At 73.4% G+C, this 17,418-nt stretch carries 18 protein-coding genes; 14 read left to right on the forward strand and 4 right to left on the reverse strand.

Going from position 1 to position 17,418, the window contains the following annotated elements; genetic code table 11:
• Positions 1–59 precede the first annotated feature (59 nt).
• On the forward strand, positions 60–1,013 hold the full coding sequence (locus tag AAC944_RS20750; RefSeq protein WP_030621735.1) for an ABC transporter substrate-binding protein: 954 nt from the start codon (positions 60–62) through the stop codon (positions 1,011–1,013).
• 64 nt (positions 1,014–1,077) lie between these two features.
• Positions 1,078–2,439 (forward strand): hypothetical protein, encoded by a 1,362-nt coding sequence (locus AAC944_RS20755; RefSeq protein ID WP_078888860.1) that lies wholly within the window; start codon positions 1,078–1,080, stop codon positions 2,437–2,439.
• 149 nt (positions 2,440–2,588) lie between these two features.
• Here the strand turns inward: AAC944_RS20755 and AAC944_RS20760 are convergent, their stop codons facing one another.
• Both AAC944_RS20760 and AAC944_RS20765 read right to left on the reverse strand, forming a co-directional pair.
• Positions 2,589–3,731, reverse strand: a complete 1,143-nt coding sequence (locus AAC944_RS20760) for an NADH-quinone oxidoreductase subunit D (protein ID WP_030621730.1) — start codon at positions 3,729–3,731, stop codon at positions 2,589–2,591.
• A complete protein-coding gene (locus AAC944_RS20765) occupies positions 3,728–4,789 on the reverse strand; it encodes an SAM-dependent methyltransferase (RefSeq protein WP_030621729.1) in 1,062 nt (353 codons plus the stop codon). Before AAC944_RS20765 ends, AAC944_RS20760 begins: the two co-directional genes overlap by 4 nt.
• A gap of 124 nt (positions 4,790–4,913) precedes the next feature.
• On the opposite strand from AAC944_RS20765, the gene AAC944_RS20770 reads away from it, so the two are divergent.
• The 3 genes from AAC944_RS20770 to AAC944_RS20780 all read left to right on the forward strand — a co-directional run bounded on the left by AAC944_RS20770 (position 4,914) and on the right by AAC944_RS20780 (position 7,342).
• Entirely contained in the window at positions 4,914–6,119 is a 1,206-nt protein-coding gene (locus AAC944_RS20770; protein WP_030621727.1) for a sensor histidine kinase, read from the forward strand.
• Between the two features lie 77 nt (positions 6,120–6,196).
• Complete coding sequence (locus AAC944_RS20775; RefSeq protein WP_030621725.1) at positions 6,197–6,880, forward strand: response regulator; 684 nt, start codon at positions 6,197–6,199, stop codon at positions 6,878–6,880.
• 36 nt (positions 6,881–6,916) lie between these two features.
• A complete protein-coding gene (locus AAC944_RS20780; protein WP_030621723.1) occupies positions 6,917–7,342 on the forward strand; it encodes a DnaJ family domain-containing protein in 426 nt (141 codons plus the stop codon).
• 42 nt (positions 7,343–7,384) lie between these two features.
• Here the strand turns inward: AAC944_RS20780 and AAC944_RS20785 are convergent, their stop codons facing one another.
• Positions 7,385–8,497 carry a DUF5937 family protein gene (locus AAC944_RS20785; protein WP_037773081.1) on the reverse strand — a complete coding sequence of 371 codons (1,113 nt, stop codon included), beginning with the start codon at positions 8,495–8,497 and terminating at the stop codon, positions 7,385–7,387.
• A 145-nt stretch (positions 8,498–8,642) separates the two neighbouring features.
• On the opposite strand from AAC944_RS20785, the gene AAC944_RS20790 reads away from it, so the two are divergent.
• Entirely contained in the window at positions 8,643–8,945 is a 303-nt protein-coding gene (locus AAC944_RS20790; protein WP_063760005.1) for a hypothetical protein, read from the forward strand.
• Here the strand turns inward: AAC944_RS20790 and AAC944_RS20795 are convergent.
• The gene (locus AAC944_RS20795) at positions 8,856–10,010 is read right to left on the reverse strand and encodes a threonine aldolase family protein (protein WP_037773059.1); all 1,155 of its coding nucleotides are present in this window, start codon (positions 10,008–10,010) and stop codon (positions 8,856–8,858) included. The genes AAC944_RS20790 and AAC944_RS20795 overlap by 90 nt on opposite strands.
• A 214-nt stretch (positions 10,011–10,224) precedes the next feature.
• Between AAC944_RS20795 and AAC944_RS20800 the strand changes: the two genes are divergently transcribed.
• From AAC944_RS20800 to AAC944_RS20835, 8 genes are all read left to right on the forward strand, one after another.
• On the forward strand, positions 10,225–11,154 hold the full coding sequence (locus tag AAC944_RS20800) for a Rossmann-like and DUF2520 domain-containing protein (RefSeq protein ID WP_030621716.1): 930 nt from the start codon (positions 10,225–10,227) through the stop codon (positions 11,152–11,154).
• Positions 11,151–12,296, forward strand: a complete 1,146-nt coding sequence (gene panC, locus AAC944_RS20805) for a pantoate--beta-alanine ligase (RefSeq protein WP_078888859.1) — start codon at positions 11,151–11,153, stop codon at positions 12,294–12,296. Before AAC944_RS20800 ends, panC begins: the two co-directional genes overlap by 4 nt.
• 16 nt (positions 12,297–12,312) lie before the next feature.
• On the forward strand, positions 12,313–14,025 hold the full coding sequence (locus tag AAC944_RS20810; RefSeq protein WP_030621713.1) for an L-aspartate oxidase: 1,713 nt from the start codon (positions 12,313–12,315) through the stop codon (positions 14,023–14,025).
• Entirely contained in the window at positions 14,022–15,050 is a 1,029-nt protein-coding gene (nadC, locus tag AAC944_RS20815; RefSeq protein ID WP_030621711.1) for a carboxylating nicotinate-nucleotide diphosphorylase, read from the forward strand. The genes AAC944_RS20810 and nadC overlap by 4 nt, the downstream gene beginning before the upstream one ends.
• A complete protein-coding gene (locus AAC944_RS20820) occupies positions 15,050–15,847 on the forward strand; it encodes a type III pantothenate kinase (RefSeq protein WP_030621709.1) in 798 nt (265 codons plus the stop codon). The genes nadC and AAC944_RS20820 overlap by 1 nt, the downstream gene beginning before the upstream one ends.
• Before the next feature lie 113 nt (positions 15,848–15,960).
• Positions 15,961–16,605: a hypothetical protein gene (locus AAC944_RS20825; protein WP_196943227.1), complete on the forward strand. Its 645-nt coding sequence runs from the start codon at positions 15,961–15,963 to the stop codon at positions 16,603–16,605.
• A gap of 47 nt (positions 16,606–16,652) precedes the next feature.
• The gene (locus AAC944_RS20830; RefSeq protein ID WP_030621706.1) at positions 16,653–16,832 is read left to right on the forward strand and encodes a hypothetical protein; all 180 of its coding nucleotides are present in this window, start codon (positions 16,653–16,655) and stop codon (positions 16,830–16,832) included.
• Between the two features lie 163 nt (positions 16,833–16,995).
• A complete protein-coding gene (locus tag AAC944_RS20835; protein ID WP_078888858.1) occupies positions 16,996–17,409 on the forward strand; it encodes a BlaI/MecI/CopY family transcriptional regulator in 414 nt (137 codons plus the stop codon).
• The last annotated feature ends 9 nt before the right edge of the window (positions 17,410–17,418 follow it).

Consider the following 17,418-nt stretch of genomic DNA (forward strand, 5'->3'; position numbering starts at 1 on the left):
GGGCCGGTGTGGTGCACTGGCTGACCTCGAAGACTGGATGGGGAGTTCGCATGAACAGCATGTCGCGTACCGCACGGACGGCCTTCGTCGCGGGGACGGTGCTGACGCTGGCCGCGGGGCTCTCCGCGTGCGGCGGCCAGAGCCTGGAGGAAAAGGGCGGCAAGAGCGACGGCGGCAAGGGAACGATCGTCGTCGGTTCGGCGGGATTCACCGAGTCGCAGGTGCTCGCCGAGCTCTATTCCAAGATCATTTCCAATGCCGGGTACAAGGCGTCCGTGCAGACGCTGAAGAATCGCGAGCTCTACGAACCTGCCCTGGAGAAGGGTGAGATCGATGTCGTTCCGGAATACGCCTCCACGCTCGCCGATTTCCTCAACGCCAAGGAGAACGGCGCCAAGGCGAAGTCCGTCGCGTCCAACGACCCGGACGAGACCGTGGCGGCGCTGAAGAAGCTCGCCGCGCCGCGCGGACTGAAGGTTCTCCCGCACGGCGAGGCGACGGACCAGAACGCCTTCGCGGTCACCAAGGAATTCGCCGCGAAGCACAAGCTGAAGACGCTCTCCGATCTCGGCGCTTCCGGGGAGAAGGTGAAGCTCGCGGCGGGCGAGGAGTGCGAGACCCGGCCGTACTGCCTGCCGGGCCTGAAGAGGACGTACGGCATAGACGTCACGGGCATCGACCCCAAGGGCGTGGGCACGGTGCCGGCCAAGCAGGCCGTCAAGGACGGCACGGACCAGCTGGTGCTGACGACCACGACGGACGCCACGCTGAACGACTTCGGGCTGGTGCTCCTCAAGGACGACAAGCACCTCCAGAACGCCGAGAATGTGCTGCCGGTGGTGAATGCCGAGAGCGCCGGCGACAGTGCGATCGCAAGTGCGCTCGGGAAGCTCACGAAGGTGCTCACGACCAAGGACTTGATCGAGCTGAACCGTCAGGTCGATGCCGACCGGCGCAAGCCCGCTGATGTCGCGGCGGACTATCTGAAGGAGAAGGAGCTGCTCAAGAAGTAACCAGCGGGAAACGGATTGCCGGGTGGGGCCCCACCAGCCTCGTACGCACGGTAAATTTCAGGCCATGCCACGAGGACGCCACCGCCATTCCCCACCCCTGCACAGGCTCCTTCCCCCCGCGGCGGTCGCCGGTGCGTCAATTGCCTGCGCCGCCGGTGCCTGGCTGGTCGGCGATGCGCTGGTGCTCCGCGGTCTGGCCGCCGTCGCGGCGCTGGCCGCGGTCGGCGGCGCCGTGCTGGCCCGCCGCTGGGACCGTACGGCCGGCAAGCGGGTCGCCGACCTCACCCGCGCCCGGGTGCGCGACGAGTGGAGGACCGAGGAGCGCATCGCCGAGCTGGAGACGGACGTCGAGGAGTCCCGCGAGATCCGGACCGCTCTGGAGACCAAGCTGCGCGCCAAGCGCGCCGAGCTGGCCCGGCTGCGCAACGAACACGCCGCGCTGCTCCGCCGGTACGCCACGGCCGAGACCGAGCGGGCCAGCGCCCTGGAGGGCCGCCGCCGGCTCGCGATCGAGGCCACGGCCCCGGCCCGCGAGCTGACCGCGGGCGACGCGGTGCCGGTGCCGGGCCTGTCGGCCGTGGTCCCCGCCGCGGTCGCCCCCGTCGCGGACGGCACGGCGGCGGCCGGCATCACGCCCGGCGAGCCGGGCTCCGGCGGCCGGGCCGCCGCCTCCGCGCCCCGTACCCCGGCCCCGAGCGCGGCCGACTTCCGCAGGGCCGACGAGGCGCTGCTGCGGCTGAACGAGAGCGCCGTACGGCAGGAGGCCGCCCGCCAGGACGCGGCCCGCCGCGCGGAGCGGGAGCGTGCGGAGCGGCAGCGCGCCGCCGAGCAGGCCCGTGCCGCCGCACGGGTCCGCGGGGCGGCTGTGGGCGGCCCCGCGCTGCGTCCGGTGCCGGCCGCCGCCGTCGCGCCGCTCAGCCCCCAGCACCGGCCGGCGCCGCGGACGACCGGCGGCTTCGACTTCTTCGGTACGGGCACGGCCTCCCGGGCCGGTGTCACCGCCGGTACGGACACGGTCTCCGCGTCCGGCGCGGTCGCCGTGCCCAAGGAGGCCCCCGCGGCCCCGCTGGAGGAGGACCTGGCGGACGTGGTGGGCGACGAGGCGGTCGCCGAGCAGTCGGCCCGCGCCGCGGGGGCCCCGCGGACCGCGCAGCCGCGCGAGGAGGCCGCCACGGCCGCTCAGGAGCCGGCCCCGGCCGCCGCGGAGCCCGTCGCGCCGGAGACCGCCGGGGAGCCCACTGCGGAGCCGGAGCCCCGGCCGGAGCCCGCAGCGGCAAAGGCCGGGCAGGAGGCCCAGGCGGAAGCCGGGCAGGAAGCCCAGGACCAGGCCTCCGAGTCCGCCTCCGGTGAGGTCATCGACCTGACCGCGCACGACGAGACGGAGCAGTTCGACGTCGCCGAGCTGCGCAGCGCGGCCGCGCAGTAGGAGCCCGCGAGCGACAGAACGCCCGCACCGGTCACCGACCGGTGCGGGCGTTCCGCGTCGACTGCCGAAAACTTATCCACAGCCTGTGGATGGCCCTGTTGGCGTACACCTGGAGGACACCCCGCGTACGGCAGGACGCCTCCCGCGCGTCACTTGTCGATGTCGCCCACCACGAAGAACAGCGATCCCAGGATCGCCACCATGTCGGCGACCAGGGTGCCGGGCAGCAGCTCCGTCAGGGCCTGGATGTTGTTGAACGAGGCCGAGCGCAGCTTGAGGCGGTACGGGGTCTTCTCGCCCTTGGAGACGAGGTAGTAGCCGTTGATGCCGAGCGGGTTCTCGGTCCAGGCGTACGTCGCGCCCTCGGGGGCCTTGAGCACCTTCGGGAGCCGCTGGTTGATCGGGCCCGGGGGCAGCTCGGCCATCCGGTCCAGGCAGGCATCGGCCAGGTCCAGCGAGTTGTGCGTCTGCTCCAGCAGGCACTCGAAACGCGCCAGGCAGTCGCCCTCGGAGCGGGTGACGACCTCGAGCGTGTCCCGCAGCTCCCCGTAGGCCAGGTACGGCTCGTCGCGGCGCAGGTCGAAGTCGACGCCCGAGGCGCGGCCGATGGGCCCGGAGACGCCGTACGAGTGCACCGCCTCAGGGGTGAGCACGCCGACCCCGCGGGTCCGGCCGCGGAAGATCTCGTTGCCCAGCACCAGCCGGTCGAAGACGTCCATCCGGGAGCGGACCGCGGCCACCGCGTCCCGGGCGCGGCCGAGCCAGCCGGCCGGCAGGTCCTCCTTGAGGCCGCCGACGCGGTTGAACATGTAGTGCATCCGGCCGCCGGAGATCTCCTCCATGGCGTTCTGCAGCTCTTCGCGCTCGCGGAAGGCGTGGAACATCGGCGTGATGCCGCCCAGCTCCAGGGGGTAGGAGCCGAGGAACATCAGATGGTTGAGCACGCGGTTCAGCTCGGCGAGCAGCGTGCGGGTCCAGACGGCGCGCTCGGGGACCTCCATGCCGAGCATCCGCTCGACGGCCATCACGACGCCGAGCTCGTTGGAGAAGGCCGACAGCCAGTCGTGGCGGTTGGCGAGCACGATGATCTGGCGGTAGTCGCGCGCTTCGAAGAGCTTCTCCGCGCCCCGGTGCATGTAACCGATCACCGGTTCGGCATGGCTGATGCGCTCGCCGTCCAGTACCAGGCGCAGCCGCAGCACTCCATGGGTGGAGGGGTGCTGGGGCCCGATGTTGAGCACCATGTCCGTGCTCTCCGCCGCACCGCCAATGCCGACCATCGTCTCCGTCATGGGGACAGTCTGACAGCTCCGGCAGGCAGGCCGACCGGCTGGACCAGCCAGTGGAAGGCCCCCAGGCCGCCCGGGTCGGTCAGCTCGGCGGCCTCGCCGGCGCCGCTGAGGGCCCGCAGGTAGGCGGCCGGGTCGGTGGTCGCGAGGGCCAGCGGCGGGCGGCTCCCGTCGACGCCCAGGGCGCGCAGCGCGGCCCGCTGGGTGAGCAGCAGGGCCCCGGTGCCGCCGGCCGCCGCGCAGGCGTCCAGGGCGACGTGTGCGGTGATGTCGCAGCCGCCGTCCGGTACGGGGGCCACCTCGCGGCCGTCCCGGAAACCGGTGAGCGTGCCGTACGGCGGGCGGGTCTCCCGTACGTGCGCGTAGTCCGCGGTCACGGCGAACCCCTGGCGCAGTGTCCGCACCGCACGGGTCCAGGCCGCGTCCCGCGGCCGCCCGATCTCCGCCCGCAGCCCGGACGCAGGGAGGCCTTGAGGTGCGGAGCCGGACGCGCCTCCGTCCAGGGGCCACCACGTCTCCAGCCACGCCGCGTCCTCGCCCGTCACCGGTTCGCCGAGGCGTTCGGCGCCGTCCGACGGGCGTACGAGGACGTGGCGCAGCACGCCCTCCGGGTCCGCCTCGGCGACGTCCACCGGGACGTTGTCCAGCCACTCGTTGGCGAAGACCAGCCCGGTGAGCGTCCCCGGAGCGGGCAGCTCGTCGAGCCAGGTGATCCGGGGGTCCAGCCCGTCCGGGCGGGGCGCCCTCTCGACGGCGTACGCGCGCAGCCGTCCGGGCAGGGTCCCGTCCGCCCGCCCGCCGTCGTCCAGGGCCGCCAGCACGCCGCTCAGCAGCTCGCCGCGCCCCGCGCCGATGTCCAGGACGTCCAGGCGCTCGGGACGGCTCAGCGCGGCGTCCACCCGCTCCAGCAGCGCGGCCACCGCCCCGGCGTACTGCCGCGAGGCGTGCACCGAGGTGCGGAAGTGCCCGGCGGGCCCGGGGCCGTCCGCGCGTGTGTAGAAGCCGCCGGGTCCGTACAGCGCCCGTTCCGTCGCGTCCCGCCAGCCGCACCACTCGTTCATCACCGCCCCACGGTACGGGCGACCGGGGTGCGCTCCGGTATCCACCTTGGGGAGTAGGAGGCGCGCACAGGATCGCTCCTCCGGTTGACCCGTACACCTATACGCGCTGCCTACGCTGGGTGACGTGCAGCGTCTCTACGACTTCTTCCGCAGGCACCCGACAGGTGTGGACACCTTCTGGGCGGTGCTGCTCCTCGGGTTCTCGGGGCTGTGGCTGATGTCGGACTCCCTCCAAGGCCTCGTCCAGAGCTTCGTGGGGCTGCTGGTCGTCCTGGCGCTGTGCACGACGGTCGCGCTGCGCCGCAGGGCGCCGGTGCAGATGCTCGTGCTGGCGACCGCCGCCGGCCTCGCGCAGCTGGTCTTCGACGTGGAGACCAACCCCGCCGACTTCGCGATGATGGTGATCATCTACACCGTCGCGTACGGCAACGTCCGCTGGGCTTCCCGGTACGCGCTGATCGGCGGCATCCTCGCGCCGTTCCTGTCCCGGCTCCGGTGGCACGAGCCCAGCCCCTACACCACGGCCTGGCAGGACGCGATCGTCGTGATCTTCCTGTCCGTCCCGTTCGTGCTGGCCTGGGTGATGGGCGACTCGCTGCGCACCCGCCGCGCCTACTGGGAGCAGCTGGAGGAGCGCGCCACCCGCCTGGAGAAGGAGCGCGAGACCCAGTCCCGGATCGCGGTGGCGGCCGAGCGCGCCCGCATCGCCCGCGAGCTGCACGACGTCGTCGCGCACAACGTGTCGGTGATGGTGGTGCAGGCCGACGGCGCCGCTTACGTCCTCAAGTCCGCGCCCGACCAGGCCCAGCAGGCCCTGGCGACCATCTCCGGCACGGGCCGGCAGGCGCTCGCCGAGATGCGCCGGCTGCTGGGCGTGCTGCGGACCGGCGAGGGGGCCGAGGCCGGCGAGTACGTCCCCCAGCCCGGCGTCGAGCAGCTCGCCGAACTCGTGGAGCAGGTGCGCGGCGCCGGCCTGCCCGTGGAGTTCACGGTCCGTGGTGCCGAACGGCCGCTGCCCAGCGGCGTGGAGCTGACCGCGTACCGCATCGTCCAGGAGGCGCTGACCAACACCCGTAAGCACGGCGGGCCGGGCGTGGCCGCGACGGTCCGCCTCGTCTACGGGGAGGAGAGCCTGGAGCTGCTCGTCGAGGACGACGGCCGGGGCGCCCGGCACGAGCTGTACGACGAAGGCGGCGCCGACGGGCTGGGCCACGGCCTCATCGGCATGCGGGAGCGCGTCGGTATGGTCGGCGGCAGCCTGGACGCGGGGCCGCGGCCGGGCGGCGGCTTCCGTATCAGTGCCGTGCTGCCGCTCACCCCGGTGCGGTGACGGACGCGCCGCCCTCGGACGCGCCGGCCCGGCGCGCCACCTTGTTGACCGATGCCCCGAAGGGACGGACCCCTGCCATGACCATCCGCGTGATGCTCGTCGACGACCAGGTGCTGCTGCGCACCGGCTTCCGGATGGTGCTGGCCGCCCAGCCGGACATGGAGGTCGTCGCGGAGGCGGGCGACGGGGTGGCCGCCCTGGAGGCGCTGCGGGCCACCCGGGTCGACGTGATCCTGATGGACGTGCGGATGCCCAACCTGGACGGCGTGGAGGCCACCCGGCGGATCTGCGGGGACGGCACGGTGGAGGACGCGCCGAAGGTGCTCATCCTGACCACGTTCGACCTGGACGAGTACGCCTTCTCCGCGCTCAAGGCCGGGGCCAGCGGGTTCATGCTCAAGGACGTGCCCCCCGACGAGCTGCTGGCGGCGATCCGCGCGGTGCACAGCGGCGATGCGGTGGTGGCGCCGTCCACCACCCGCCGCCTGCTGGACCGCTTCACCCCGATGCTGCCGTCGGCCACGCCGCAGGAAGGCCGGCCGGAGCTGGGGCGGCTCACCGAACGGGAGCGCGAGGTGCTGCTCCTCGTGGCGCAGGGCCTGTCGAACGGTGAGATCGCCGCCCGTCTCGTCCTCTCCGAGGCGACGGTCAAGACGCACGTGGGCCGCATCCTCACCAAGCTCGAACTGCGGGACCGTGTGCAGGCGGTCGTGCTGGCGTACGAAACGGGCCTGGTACGGGCCGGCGGCGGCGCATCATAGAAGGACCGCCGTCCCCTAGCTTCCAGGGAGCGCACCGTGACCGACCGCAAGCCGCCGGGCGTCAGCTTCGAGACCTGGGTCGACCGGCAGATCAGGGAAGCCGCCGAACGCGGCGAGTTCGACGATCTGCCCGGCGCGGGGCAGCCCCTGAAGGGCCTGGACAAGCCGTACGACGAGATGTGGTGGGTGCGGGACAAGATGGAGCGGGAGAGCCTGTCCTGCCTCCCGCCCACGCTCACGCTGCGCAAAGAGGCCGAGGACGCGCTGGCCGCGGCGCGCGGGGCCCGCTCCGAGCGCGAGGTGCGGCGCATCGTCGCGGACATCAACGACAAGATCCGGGAAGCGCTGAAGAACCCCCCTCCGGGGCCGCCGCTGGGCCTCTCACCCTTCGATGCCGAGAAGGTCGTCGGGAATTGGCGCGCGGACCTGCGGGAGCGGGTCCGCAAGCGGAACGCCTCTTAGAAGGCACGCGGCAGGCGCCCGGCCGCGCCCCCTGAGGGCCGGTCAGCGCAGCACGCCCTCCAGGAAGTCGCTGCCCAGCCGGGCGACGACCTGGAGGTCCAGCTGGTGCAGCACGTACCGGCCGCGGCGGCGGGTCCGGATCAGGCCCGCCTTCTTCAGGACGGCCAGGTGCCGGGAGACCTCGGGCGCGGAGATGCCGTGCTCGGCGGCCAGTTCGCCGGTGCTGTACGCGGTCCTGGCGAGGTTGCGGCAGATCCGGATGCGCATCGGGTGGGCCAGCGCTTCCAGGCGCTGCTGGAGCAGCTCCACGGAGGCCGTGCGGGACAGCTCGGGCGTCGCCACCGGGTAGTGGATGACCGGCCGCCAGCCCGGCGCGTGCAGCACCATCAGGTGCGGCCAGCCGAAGGACGACGGCACGAACGTCAGACCGGCGCCGACCGCACTGTTCAGGGCGGTGGCCCGCCCGTTGCTGAGCTTGTCCACCATGATGCGGCGCTGGTCCTCGTCCACCGAGAGTGCCGCGGACACCTCCGTGAGCGCGTCGGCCAGGCCCTTGTGGCGCAGCACCTCGGTCTTGTGCCGGGCGTCGGCCGCCAGTTCGACGCGGACCCGCTGCCAGACATCGGCGAAGAACGCCTCGTCGCAGTCCTCGAAGAGGCGGCGTATCCAGGCGCGTACGGCCGGCGGGTCGGCCAGCAGCCGGCGCGCGAACTCCGCCTGCCGGGGCCCGCGCGCCGCCGCACGCTCCAGCGCCTGTTCCCGCGCCGCCGCGTCGACCAGCGGGGACGGACCGCCCCGGCAGTAGAGGCTGGCACAGGAGATCTCCAGCGCCGCGTTGACGTACAGCTCGTCGTCCAGCCGGTCGAGCAGGTCCAGGTCGTCGGCGAGCGTCGCGCCGGGCAGCCCCTGGGTGTCGGCGAGTGCCGCGAACGGCATCGAGATGTCGGAGAACGTCGGCCCCCACAGGAAATCCGCCTCGTGCAGCCGGTCCGCCAGGTCCGGCTTGAGCGCGGCGCAGGTCGCCGTCGTCCAGCCGTGCAGCCCCGGGTGGTGGCCCGGCTCCGTCAGCGCGTGCAGGGCGGTGCCGAGCTCCGCGAGCGGCGAGGGGGCGAAGACGATGCGCTCCTCCGGCAGGCCGGTGATGTCGATCTGAATGCCCATGCGTCCTCCCCTGAACGTGCGCGCCGCCGCGGGCCCGGTACGGCCATCATGCGTGACCTGCGGAGCGTGCCCGCCGACGTTTGACGGCTCCCGTCAATCCACGTGCCCCCGGCTGCGGATGCCGCCCACGGTTGAGGACATGAACGCGATGCAGCAGCACATGATCGACGTCTACCGCGCCGCGCAGCGTGGCGAGGCCGCGCCGCCGCTGCCCGGCACCGGCGACGTACGGGAACTGCGGGCCGTACGGGACCTGCGGCGTTTCAAGGCCGTCGTCACCCCGCCCGCCGACCGTCTGTCGGCCCGGCTCCTGCGCGCCGTACGGGGCCTCCTCGGGCGGCGTGCGCACGCCTCAGCCCCCGCCGGCCACCGTCCGCACCCGCGCCAGGAAGTCCGCGAGAACGCTCCGCACATCGGCGGCAGACCAGCCCAGTGCGGCTGACCCCACGGCGACCTCGGTCGTCGCGACGCCCGGCACGCCACCGCCCCACCAGCGGCGGAAGAGCGCCGTACGGGTCTCCTCGGCCAGCCGCAGGCTCGCCTCCTCCAGCACTTCAGGGGCGTAGGGCAGCCACACCTGGAAGTCGTGGGTGTGCGGCGGGTCGGGGTGCACCCGGAACCACGGCACTCCCTGCTCGGCCAGGCCCTCGCCCAGCGCCCGGGCGATCACACCGGCGTGCGCGACGTACTCCGGGAGCCGCGGCAGTTCCTGGTCCAGCCCCGCCAGCGCGGCCAGCGCGGCCGGCCACTGCTGGAACGGCAGCCCGCCGTACCGGTGCCGCCAGGCCCGCGCCTCGGCGGCCAGGTCCTCGCTGCCGGCCAGCGCAGCCCCCGATATCCCGCCGAGCGACTTGTAGAACGACACGTACACGCTGTCGGCCAGCCCGGCGATCTCCGGGAGCGGGCGCCCGAAGTGCGGCGCCGACTCCCACAGCCGGGCGCCGTCGAAGTGCACCACCGCGTCCCGCTCCCGGGCCGCGTCCACCACGGCCACCAGCTCGTCCCACGACGGCAGTACGAAGCCCGCGTCCCGCAGCGGAAGTTCCAGCGCGAGCGTCCCGAAGGGCTCGTCCAGGCCGCGTACCTCCTCGGCGGCCGGCAGCCGCGGCTCCCGCGTCGGATGGATCATGCGCAACCCGCTGACCACGGCGTACGCGTCCCGCTCGTGCACCTCCAGGTGCGACATCGGATGCCCGGCCACCGTGGCGTTCCCCGTACGCCCCGCCCAGCAGCGCAGCGCGACCTGCTGCGCCATGGTGCCCGTGGGGAAGAACACCGCGGCCTCCGTACCCAGCAGCTCCGCCGTGCGGCGCTCCAGGGTGCCGACGACGCTCTCCTCGTCGGCGTAGAAGTCCACGGGGGAATCCAGGTCGTACGCTCCGGGCGCTTCGGCGGCCAGCCGGGCCAGCCGCTCGGCCACGGTCGCGTCGCCCGCGCGGCTCGTCAGCGTCCGTTCGCAGCCGCGCCACGCCGCGAGCCGGCGCGTCCGCTCCTCCTGGTCGGTCATCTGCTGCCCGCCTCCCTCGCCCCCCGCTCGCGCACCGCCTTGTACGCGGCCCGATCATGCCGTACCGGCCCGTGGGCGGCGAGGCGGTTTCGGGGCCGCCACGAGACGCCCGTCTCACCTGCCAGCCGTCCCTCTGACGCGCCGGGAACACCGCGTAGCATGACCAGGAAACGTCCGGTACCCCCCGCGGACTGGAACGGAAGGCCATCGCCGCGTGAATGAGAACCTGCCCACAGATGCCCAGGACCGCCCCGCCCGGCTCACCGTCGGCGTCGTCGGGGCCGGCCGCGTAGGGCCCGCGCTCGCCGCGTCACTGCAGCTCGCCGGGCACCGCCCGGTCGCCGCCTCCGGCGTCTCCGACGCCTCCAGGCGGCGCGCGGCCGCGCTCCTCCCCGACGTGCCCCTCGTGCCGCCGGAGGAGGTCCTCGCGCGCGCCGAGCTGGTGCTGCTGACCGTCCCCGACGACGCGCTCCCCGGCCTGGTCGCCGGCCTCGCCGAGACCGGTGCCGTACGGCCGGGACAGCTGCTCGTGCACACCTCGGGGCGGTTCGGCGCCGGCGTGCTGGACGAGGCCACCCGGGCCGGCGCGCTGCCGCTGGCGCTGCACCCCGCCATGACCTTCACGGGTACGTCCGTCGACGTGCAGCGGCTGGCCGGCTGCTCCTTCGGGGTCACCGCACCCGAGGAGCTGCGGATGGCCGCCGAGGCGCTGGTCATCGAGATGGGCGGCGAGCCCGAGTGGATCGAGGAGGCCGCCCGGCCGCTGTACCACGCGGCCCTGGCCATCGGCGCGAACCACCTCGTCACCCTGGTCGCCCAGTCGCTGGACCTGCTGCGCACGGCCGGGGTCGCGGCCCCGGACCGGATGCTCGGCCCGCTGCTCGGCGCCGCCCTGGACAACGCGCTGCGCTCCGGGGACGCCGCGCTGACCGGCCCGGTCGCCCGCGGCGACGCCGGTACGGTCGCCGCGCACGTCACCGAGTTGCGCAAGCACTCCCCGCAGGCGGTCGCCGGGTACCTGGCCATGGCCCGTACGACGGCGGACCGTGCGCTCGCCCACGGACTGCTCAAGCCGGAGCTCGCCGAGGACCTGCTCGGCGTGCTCTCCGATGTCGCGGACCGCACGGAGGGAGGCACCCGATGAACACCACGGCACACCACCTCGCAGGTACGAGGGCCCGCGTCCCCGCGGCGCCCGCTTCCGGGGCGGCCCGCCCGCACCTGGTGAGCACCGCCGCCGAACTGCGCGCCCTGCCGCGCAGCGGGCGCCGCGCCGTCGTGATGACCATGGGCGCGCTGCACGAGGGCCACGCGACGCTGATCCGTACGGCACGTGCGCACGCGGGCCCCGAGGGCCAGGTCGTGGTCACCGTCTTCGTGAACCCGCTGCAGTTCGGGGCCGGCGAGGACCTGGACCGCTATCCGCGCACGCTGGACGCCGACATCGTGGTGGCCGGCGAGGCCGGTGCCGACGTGGTCTTCGCGCCGTCGGCCGAGGAGGTCTACCCGGGCGGCGAGCCGCAGGTGCGGATCAGCGCGGGCCCCATGGGCGACGTCCTGGAGGGTGCCTCGCGCCCCGGCCACTTCGACGGCATGGCCACCGTCGTCGCGAAGCTGCTCCACCTCACGGCGCCGGACGTGGCGTTCTTCGGCCAGAAGGACGCCCAGCAGCTGGCCATCGTGACGCGCATGGCGCGCGACCTGAACTTCCCCGTCCGGATCGTCGGCGTGGAGACCGTACGGGAGGCCGACGGCCTGGCGCTCTCCAGCCGCAACCGCTACCTCTCGCCCGACGAGCGCAGGACCGCGCTGGCCCTCTCCAGGGCGCTGTTCGCGGCCCGCGACCGGCTGGCCGCCGAGGAAGCCCTGCGGGCCAGGGCCGGGTCCGGCACGCACTCCGAGGCGCGCGCCGTGAACCTGGCCGCGATGGGCGAGGACCGGGCCGCGGCCGATGCGCACGCCCTCGCGTACGCGGCGTCCGCCGGCACCCCGCAGGGCCCGGCAGTGGCCCGTGCGGCGGCCCGCGCCGTCCTGGAGGACGCGGCACGCCTCGACCCGCCGCTGGAGCTGGACTATCTGGAGCTGGTCGACCCGGAGACCTTCACGGTGATCCCGGACACGGACCGGGCGCCGGACGAAGGCCCGCACAAGGGCGGGTACGAAGGCGAGGCGGTGCTCGCCGTCGCCGCACGGGTGGGCAGCACCCGTCTCATAGACAACATCCGCCTCACTTTCGGGCCCGCCGTACCGCAGAGCGGACCCCCGTCAGCAGGAGAACCACGATGACCGCAGGAGCGCCCCGATGACCGGGGTGACCGGGCCCGGCATACGACTCGACGCGCCCGCGCCCGGCTGGGCCATCGACGCGGACGTCGTCGTGGTCGGCTCCGGCGTCGCCGGACTGACCGCCGCGCTGCGCTGCGCGGCGGCCGGCCACCGTACGGTCGTGGTCACCAAGGCCCGGCTGGACGACGGCTCCACGCGCTGGGCGCAGGGCGGCATAGCCGCGGCCCTCGGCGAGGGCGACACCCCCGAGCAGCACCTGGACGACACGCTCGTCGCGGGCGCCGGGCTGTGCGACGAGGCCGCGGTGCGCACGCTCGTCACCGAGGGCCCCGACGCGGTACGGCGGCTGATCGCCACCGGTGCGCGCTTCGACGCGGGCGAGGACGGCGAGGAGATCGCGCTGACCCGCGAGGGCGGCCACCACCGGCGCCGGATCGCGCACGCGGGCGGCGACGCCACGGGCGCGGAGATCTCCCGCGCGCTGGTCGAAGCCGTCCGCGCCCAAGGGCTCCGAACGATCGAGAACGCGCTCGTCCTGGACCTGCTGACGGACGCCGAGGGCCGTACGGCGGGTGTCACCCTGCACGTCATGGGCGAGGGCCAGCACGACGGCGTGGGAGCCGTGCACGCGCCCGCCGTGGTGCTCGCCACCGGCGGTATGGGCCAGGTCTTCTCGGCCACCACCAACCCGCCCGTCTCCACGGGGGACGGGGTCGCGCTGGCCCTGCGGGCCGGCGCCGAGGTGTCCGACCTGGAATTCGTGCAGTTCCACCCGACCGTGCTCTACCTCGGCCCGGAGGCCGAGGGGCAGCAGCCGCTCATCTCCGAGGCGGTGCGGGGCGAGGGCGCGCACCTCGTGGACCGCGACGGCGTGCGCTTCATGGTGGGGCAGCACGAACTGGCCGAACTGGCGCCGCGCGACATCGTCGCCAAGGGCATCCTGCGCCGCGCCCAGGAGCAGGGCACCGAGCACATGTACCTGGACGCGCGGCACTTCGGGGCGCGCATGTGGGAGCAGCGCTTCCCGACCATCCTGGCCGCCTGCCGCAGCCACGGCATCGACCCGGTCACCGAGCCGGTCCCGGTGGCGCCCGCCGCGCACTACGCCTCCGGCGGCGTCCGTACCGACCTGCGGGGCCGGACGACCGTGCCGGGCCTGTACGCGTGCGGCGAGGTCGCCTGCACCGGCGTGCACGGAGCGAACCGCCTCGCCTCCAACTCCCTCCTGGAGGGCCTGGTCTTCGCCGAGCGGATCGCGGCGGACATCGGGACGCGCCCCCTGCCGCGGCCCGGGGAGCCCCGACTGGCCGGCGGGCCGCCCGTACCGCTGCTCGCGCCCGAGGCACGCTTCGAGGTCCAGCGCCTCATGACCGCGGGCGTCGGAGTGCTGCGGTCGGCGGAGAGCATCGCGGAGTCCTACAAGGGCCTTGTCCGGCTGACTTCCAGGGCCTCGGCCGAATCCTCCGGGGAGGGCAAGTCCGCCGAGCCCGGCGTGGAAGCATGGGAGGCGACGAACCTCCTGCTGGTCGCGCGTGCCCTGGTCGCCGGTGCCCGGGCGCGAGAGGAGACCCGGGGCTGCCACTGGCGGGAGGACCACCCCGAACGGAACGACGAGGTCTGGCGGCGCCACTCCGTGGTCACGTTCCGCCCGCCTCACACGGTGGGGTTCCGTGTCACGGACTCCGCCGAATTCCCCGCCGTCCACCTCGAAACGGAGCCGAACCCGTGAGCACGTCCGACGACCTCCCCCTCCTTCAGATCGGCCGTCCGGGCCAGAGCGCGGACACCGGAGGCTGCGGCGACGGCTGCGGCTGCGGCTCCGGTGACGGCTTCGAGCTGGACCCGATGGAGTGCGGCCTGGACCCGGACCTGGCGGCGCTCCTGGTGAACGCCGGGCTGGACCCGGTACAGGTCGAGGACATCGCGCACCTGGCCATCGAGGAGGACCTCGACCAGGGCGTGGACGTCACCACCGTCGCCACCGTCCCCGAGGACGCCGTGGCCACCGCCGACTTCACCGCCCGTGAGGACGGTACGGTCGCGGGCCTTCGTGTCGCCGAGGCCATCCTCTCGGTGGTCTGCACCGACGAGTTCGCGGTCGAGCGGCACGTCGAGGACGGCGACCGGGTCGCGGCCGGGCAGAAGCTGCTGTCCGTCACCGCCCGTACCCGCGACCTGCTGACCGGTGAGCGCAGCGCGCTGAACCTCCTGTGCCGGCTCTCCGGCATCGCCACCGCCACCCGTGCCTGGGCGGACGCCCTGGAGGGCACGAAGGCGAAGGTGCGCGACACCCGGAAGACGACACCGGGCCTCCGTGCGCTGGAGAAGTTCGCCGTGCGCTGCGGTGGCGGCGTCAACCACCGCATGTCCCTCTCGGACGCGGCGCTCATCAAGGACAACCACGTGGTGGCCGCGGGCGGCGTGGCCGAGGCGTTCAAGGCCGTACGGACCGAGTTCCCCGGCGTGCCGATCGAGGTGGAGGTCGACCGGCTGGACCAGATCCCGCCGATCCTCGCCGAGGGCGCCGACCTGATCCTGCTGGACAACTTCACGCCGGAGCAGACCCGGGAGGCGGTGGAGCTGGTCGCGGGCCGCGCGTTCCTGGAGTCCTCCGGCCGCCTCACCCTGGAGAACGCGCGCGTCTACGGGGAGACCGGCGTGGACTACCTCGCCGTCGGCGGCCTCACCCACTCCTCGCCGATCCTCGACATCGGCCTCGACCTGCGCGAGGACACCGAGGGAGGCCAGAGCTGATGCTGCTGACCATCGACGTCGGCAATACCCACACCGTGCTGGGCCTCTTCGACGGCGAGGAGATCGTCGAGCACTGGCGGATCTCCACCGACGCCCGCCGTACCGCCGACGAACTGGCCGTGCTGCTCAACGGCCTGATGGGCATGCACCCGTTGCTCGGTGAGGAGCTGGGCGACGGCATCGAGGGCATCTCCATCTGCTCCACCGTTCCCTCGGTCCTGCACGAGCTGCGCGAGGTCACCCGCCGCTACTACGGCGACGTGCCGGCCGTGCTCGTCGAGCCCGGCGTGAAGACCGGCGTGCCGATCCTCATGGACAACCCCAAGGAGGTCGGCGCCGACCGCATCATCAACTCCCTCGCGGCGGTGGAGCTGTACGGCGGTCCCGCGGTGGTCGTGGACTTCGGTACGGCCACGACCTTCGACGCGGTGAGCGCGCGCGGCGAGTACGTCGGCGGCGTCATCGCGCCGGGCATCGAGATCTCGGTGGACGCGCTGGGCGTCAAGGGCGCGCAGCTGCGCAAGATCGAACTGGCCCGGCCGCGCAGCATCATCGGCAAGAACACGGTCGAGGCCATGCAGTCCGGCATCCTCTACGGCTTCGCCGGCCAGGTCGACGGCGTCGTGCAGCGGATGGCGCGGGAGCTGGCGGAGGACCCCGAGGACGTGACGGTGATCGCCACCGGCGGGCTGGCCCCGATGGTGCTCGGCGAGTCCTCCACGATCGACATGCACGAGCCCTGGCTCACCCTCATCGGGCTGCGCCTCGTGTACGAGCGGAACGTCGGGCGGCAGTGAGGCGCGGGCGCTCCCGGGGCGCTCCGGAAGGGGCGTTCCGGGGCGCCCCGTACGCCGCACCCGGGAATGCGAAATACCGGGGTTTTTGTCCGTTTAGTAATTAAAGTCGGGCCATGCCCACGCCATACGGATACCGCGGCGGCATGGCGTTCAGCGCGGACGAACTGCGCGTGCTCCGCCGCGCCCTCGCCACCGCCCTCCAGCCGCTCTCCGTCTCCGCGCACGCGCACGCGGGGCCGGCACCCGCGACCCGTGACACGAGGCGTACGGAAGAGGTGCAGGAGTGTCTCCGGCTCTCGGAGGCGCTGGACGAGGCGGCGCGCGAAGGCAGTCGGCTGCGCGCCTTCCTGCTCGCCGACCTCGCCCGGTACCGGGACGCGCTCCCGGGCTCCGCGTACGGCTACCTGGGGCGCCTCCAGGAGGCCCTGGAGGCCGGCTACGCGCCCGGCCCGGACGACCTCGCGGCGCTCCGCGTGCTGCGTGCGGTGGACGCCGGACCGGCCGAGCGGGCCCGCCGTACGGCCCTGCTGCGCTGCTGCGAGCAGGCCGCCGAGCGCTCCGCGCGGAGCCGGCTGCGGGCGCTCCCCGGCGGCCGGTCGGCCGGCGAACCGGAACGCCCGGCCGGCCCGCAGCCGGCGCCGGAGCCCGCCCCCGAAAGCCCGCGCCCGGACCGCCGTGACCGGCCGGTGCCCACACCCGGCGAGGTCTTCCCGCCACGCCGCAGGCCCACGCAGCCCCCCGCGGCCCGGACCGCCTGAGCGCGGCGCGTACTCTGGAAGCCTCGTCGCACAAGGAGGCCTTCGTCATGGATTACGTGTCCGCTCTGCTTCCCCCCGTCGTGATGGCCATCGCCTTCACCGGGGTCATCGTGACGATCGTGAAGAGCCAGGGCGGTGCGAACAAGGCCAAGGAGGACGCGGCCGTGGACGCGGTGCTCCAGAACGCCGAGGCCGCACGCCAGGAGCCGAAGGCGCACGGCGCCTGAGCCACGCGGACCGCTGCGGTCCGCTCCGGCCTTCGGGCCTCGCGAATGTGAACGTACGGCCCGGGATTGCACATCCCGGGCCGTACGTCTTTTTCTGCGATGAATCGGTCGCGCACCCCCGTCAACACGCGGCATTCTGGACATCTCCCACTATTGTTCTCGTGTGCCGAGACGTTTGGGTGAACTGGAAGATGCCGTCATGACGCGGGTCTGGCAGTGGAACCGGCCGGTAACCGTTCGGGAAGTCCTGGAAGATCTGCAGAAGGAACGGTCCATCGCGTACACCACCGTGATGACCGTATTGGACAACCTTCACCAGAAGGGCTGGGTACGGCGAGAAGCGGAAGGCCGCGCCTATAGATATGAGGCGGTCTCCACTCGCGCCGCCTACTCGGCCGCACTGATGAACGAAGCCTGGTCGGTCAGCGACAACCCGGCGGCCGCCCTCGTCGCCTTCTTCGGGATGATGTCGCAGGAACAGCGCCAGGCCCTCCGCGATGCGATGCGCGTCGTACAGGCGGGAGCCCCCGAGGAAGTCCCGGAACCCGACGCGGGACCCCCGGAGTCGGAACGATAGCGTCCTTGC

The organism is Streptomyces sclerotialus (assembly GCF_040907265.1).
Taxonomy (GTDB): domain Bacteria; phylum Actinomycetota; class Actinomycetes; order Streptomycetales; family Streptomycetaceae; genus Streptomyces; species Streptomyces sclerotialus.

Excerpts from the sequence above, each read along its gene's own strand:
- AAC944_RS20750 (WP_030621735.1), top strand. The coding sequence starts at position 60 with ATGTCGCGTACCGCACGGACGGCCTTCGTCGCGGGGACGGTGCTGACG.
- AAC944_RS20755 (WP_078888860.1), top strand. The coding sequence starts at position 1,078 with ATGCCACGAGGACGCCACCGCCATTCCCCACCCCTGCACAGGCTCCTT.
- AAC944_RS20760 (WP_030621730.1), bottom strand. The coding sequence starts at position 3,731 with ATGACGGAGACGATGGTCGGCATTGGCGGTGCGGCGGAGAGCACGGAC.
- AAC944_RS20765 (WP_030621729.1), bottom strand. The coding sequence starts at position 4,789 with ATGAACGAGTGGTGCGGCTGGCGGGACGCGACGGAACGGGCGCTGTAC.
- AAC944_RS20775 (WP_030621725.1), top strand. The coding sequence starts at position 6,197 with ATGACCATCCGCGTGATGCTCGTCGACGACCAGGTGCTGCTGCGCACC.
- AAC944_RS20790 (WP_063760005.1), top strand. The coding sequence starts at position 8,643 with ATGAACGCGATGCAGCAGCACATGATCGACGTCTACCGCGCCGCGCAG.
- AAC944_RS20795 (WP_037773059.1), bottom strand. The coding sequence starts at position 10,010 with ATGACCGACCAGGAGGAGCGGACGCGCCGGCTCGCGGCGTGGCGCGGC.
- panC (WP_078888859.1), top strand. The coding sequence starts at position 11,151 with ATGAACACCACGGCACACCACCTCGCAGGTACGAGGGCCCGCGTCCCC.
- AAC944_RS20810 (WP_030621713.1), top strand. The coding sequence starts at position 12,313 with ATGACCGGGGTGACCGGGCCCGGCATACGACTCGACGCGCCCGCGCCC.
- AAC944_RS20820 (WP_030621709.1), top strand. The coding sequence starts at position 15,050 with ATGCTGCTGACCATCGACGTCGGCAATACCCACACCGTGCTGGGCCTC.
- AAC944_RS20825 (WP_196943227.1), top strand. The coding sequence starts at position 15,961 with ATGCCCACGCCATACGGATACCGCGGCGGCATGGCGTTCAGCGCGGAC.
- AAC944_RS20830 (WP_030621706.1), top strand. The coding sequence starts at position 16,653 with ATGGATTACGTGTCCGCTCTGCTTCCCCCCGTCGTGATGGCCATCGCC.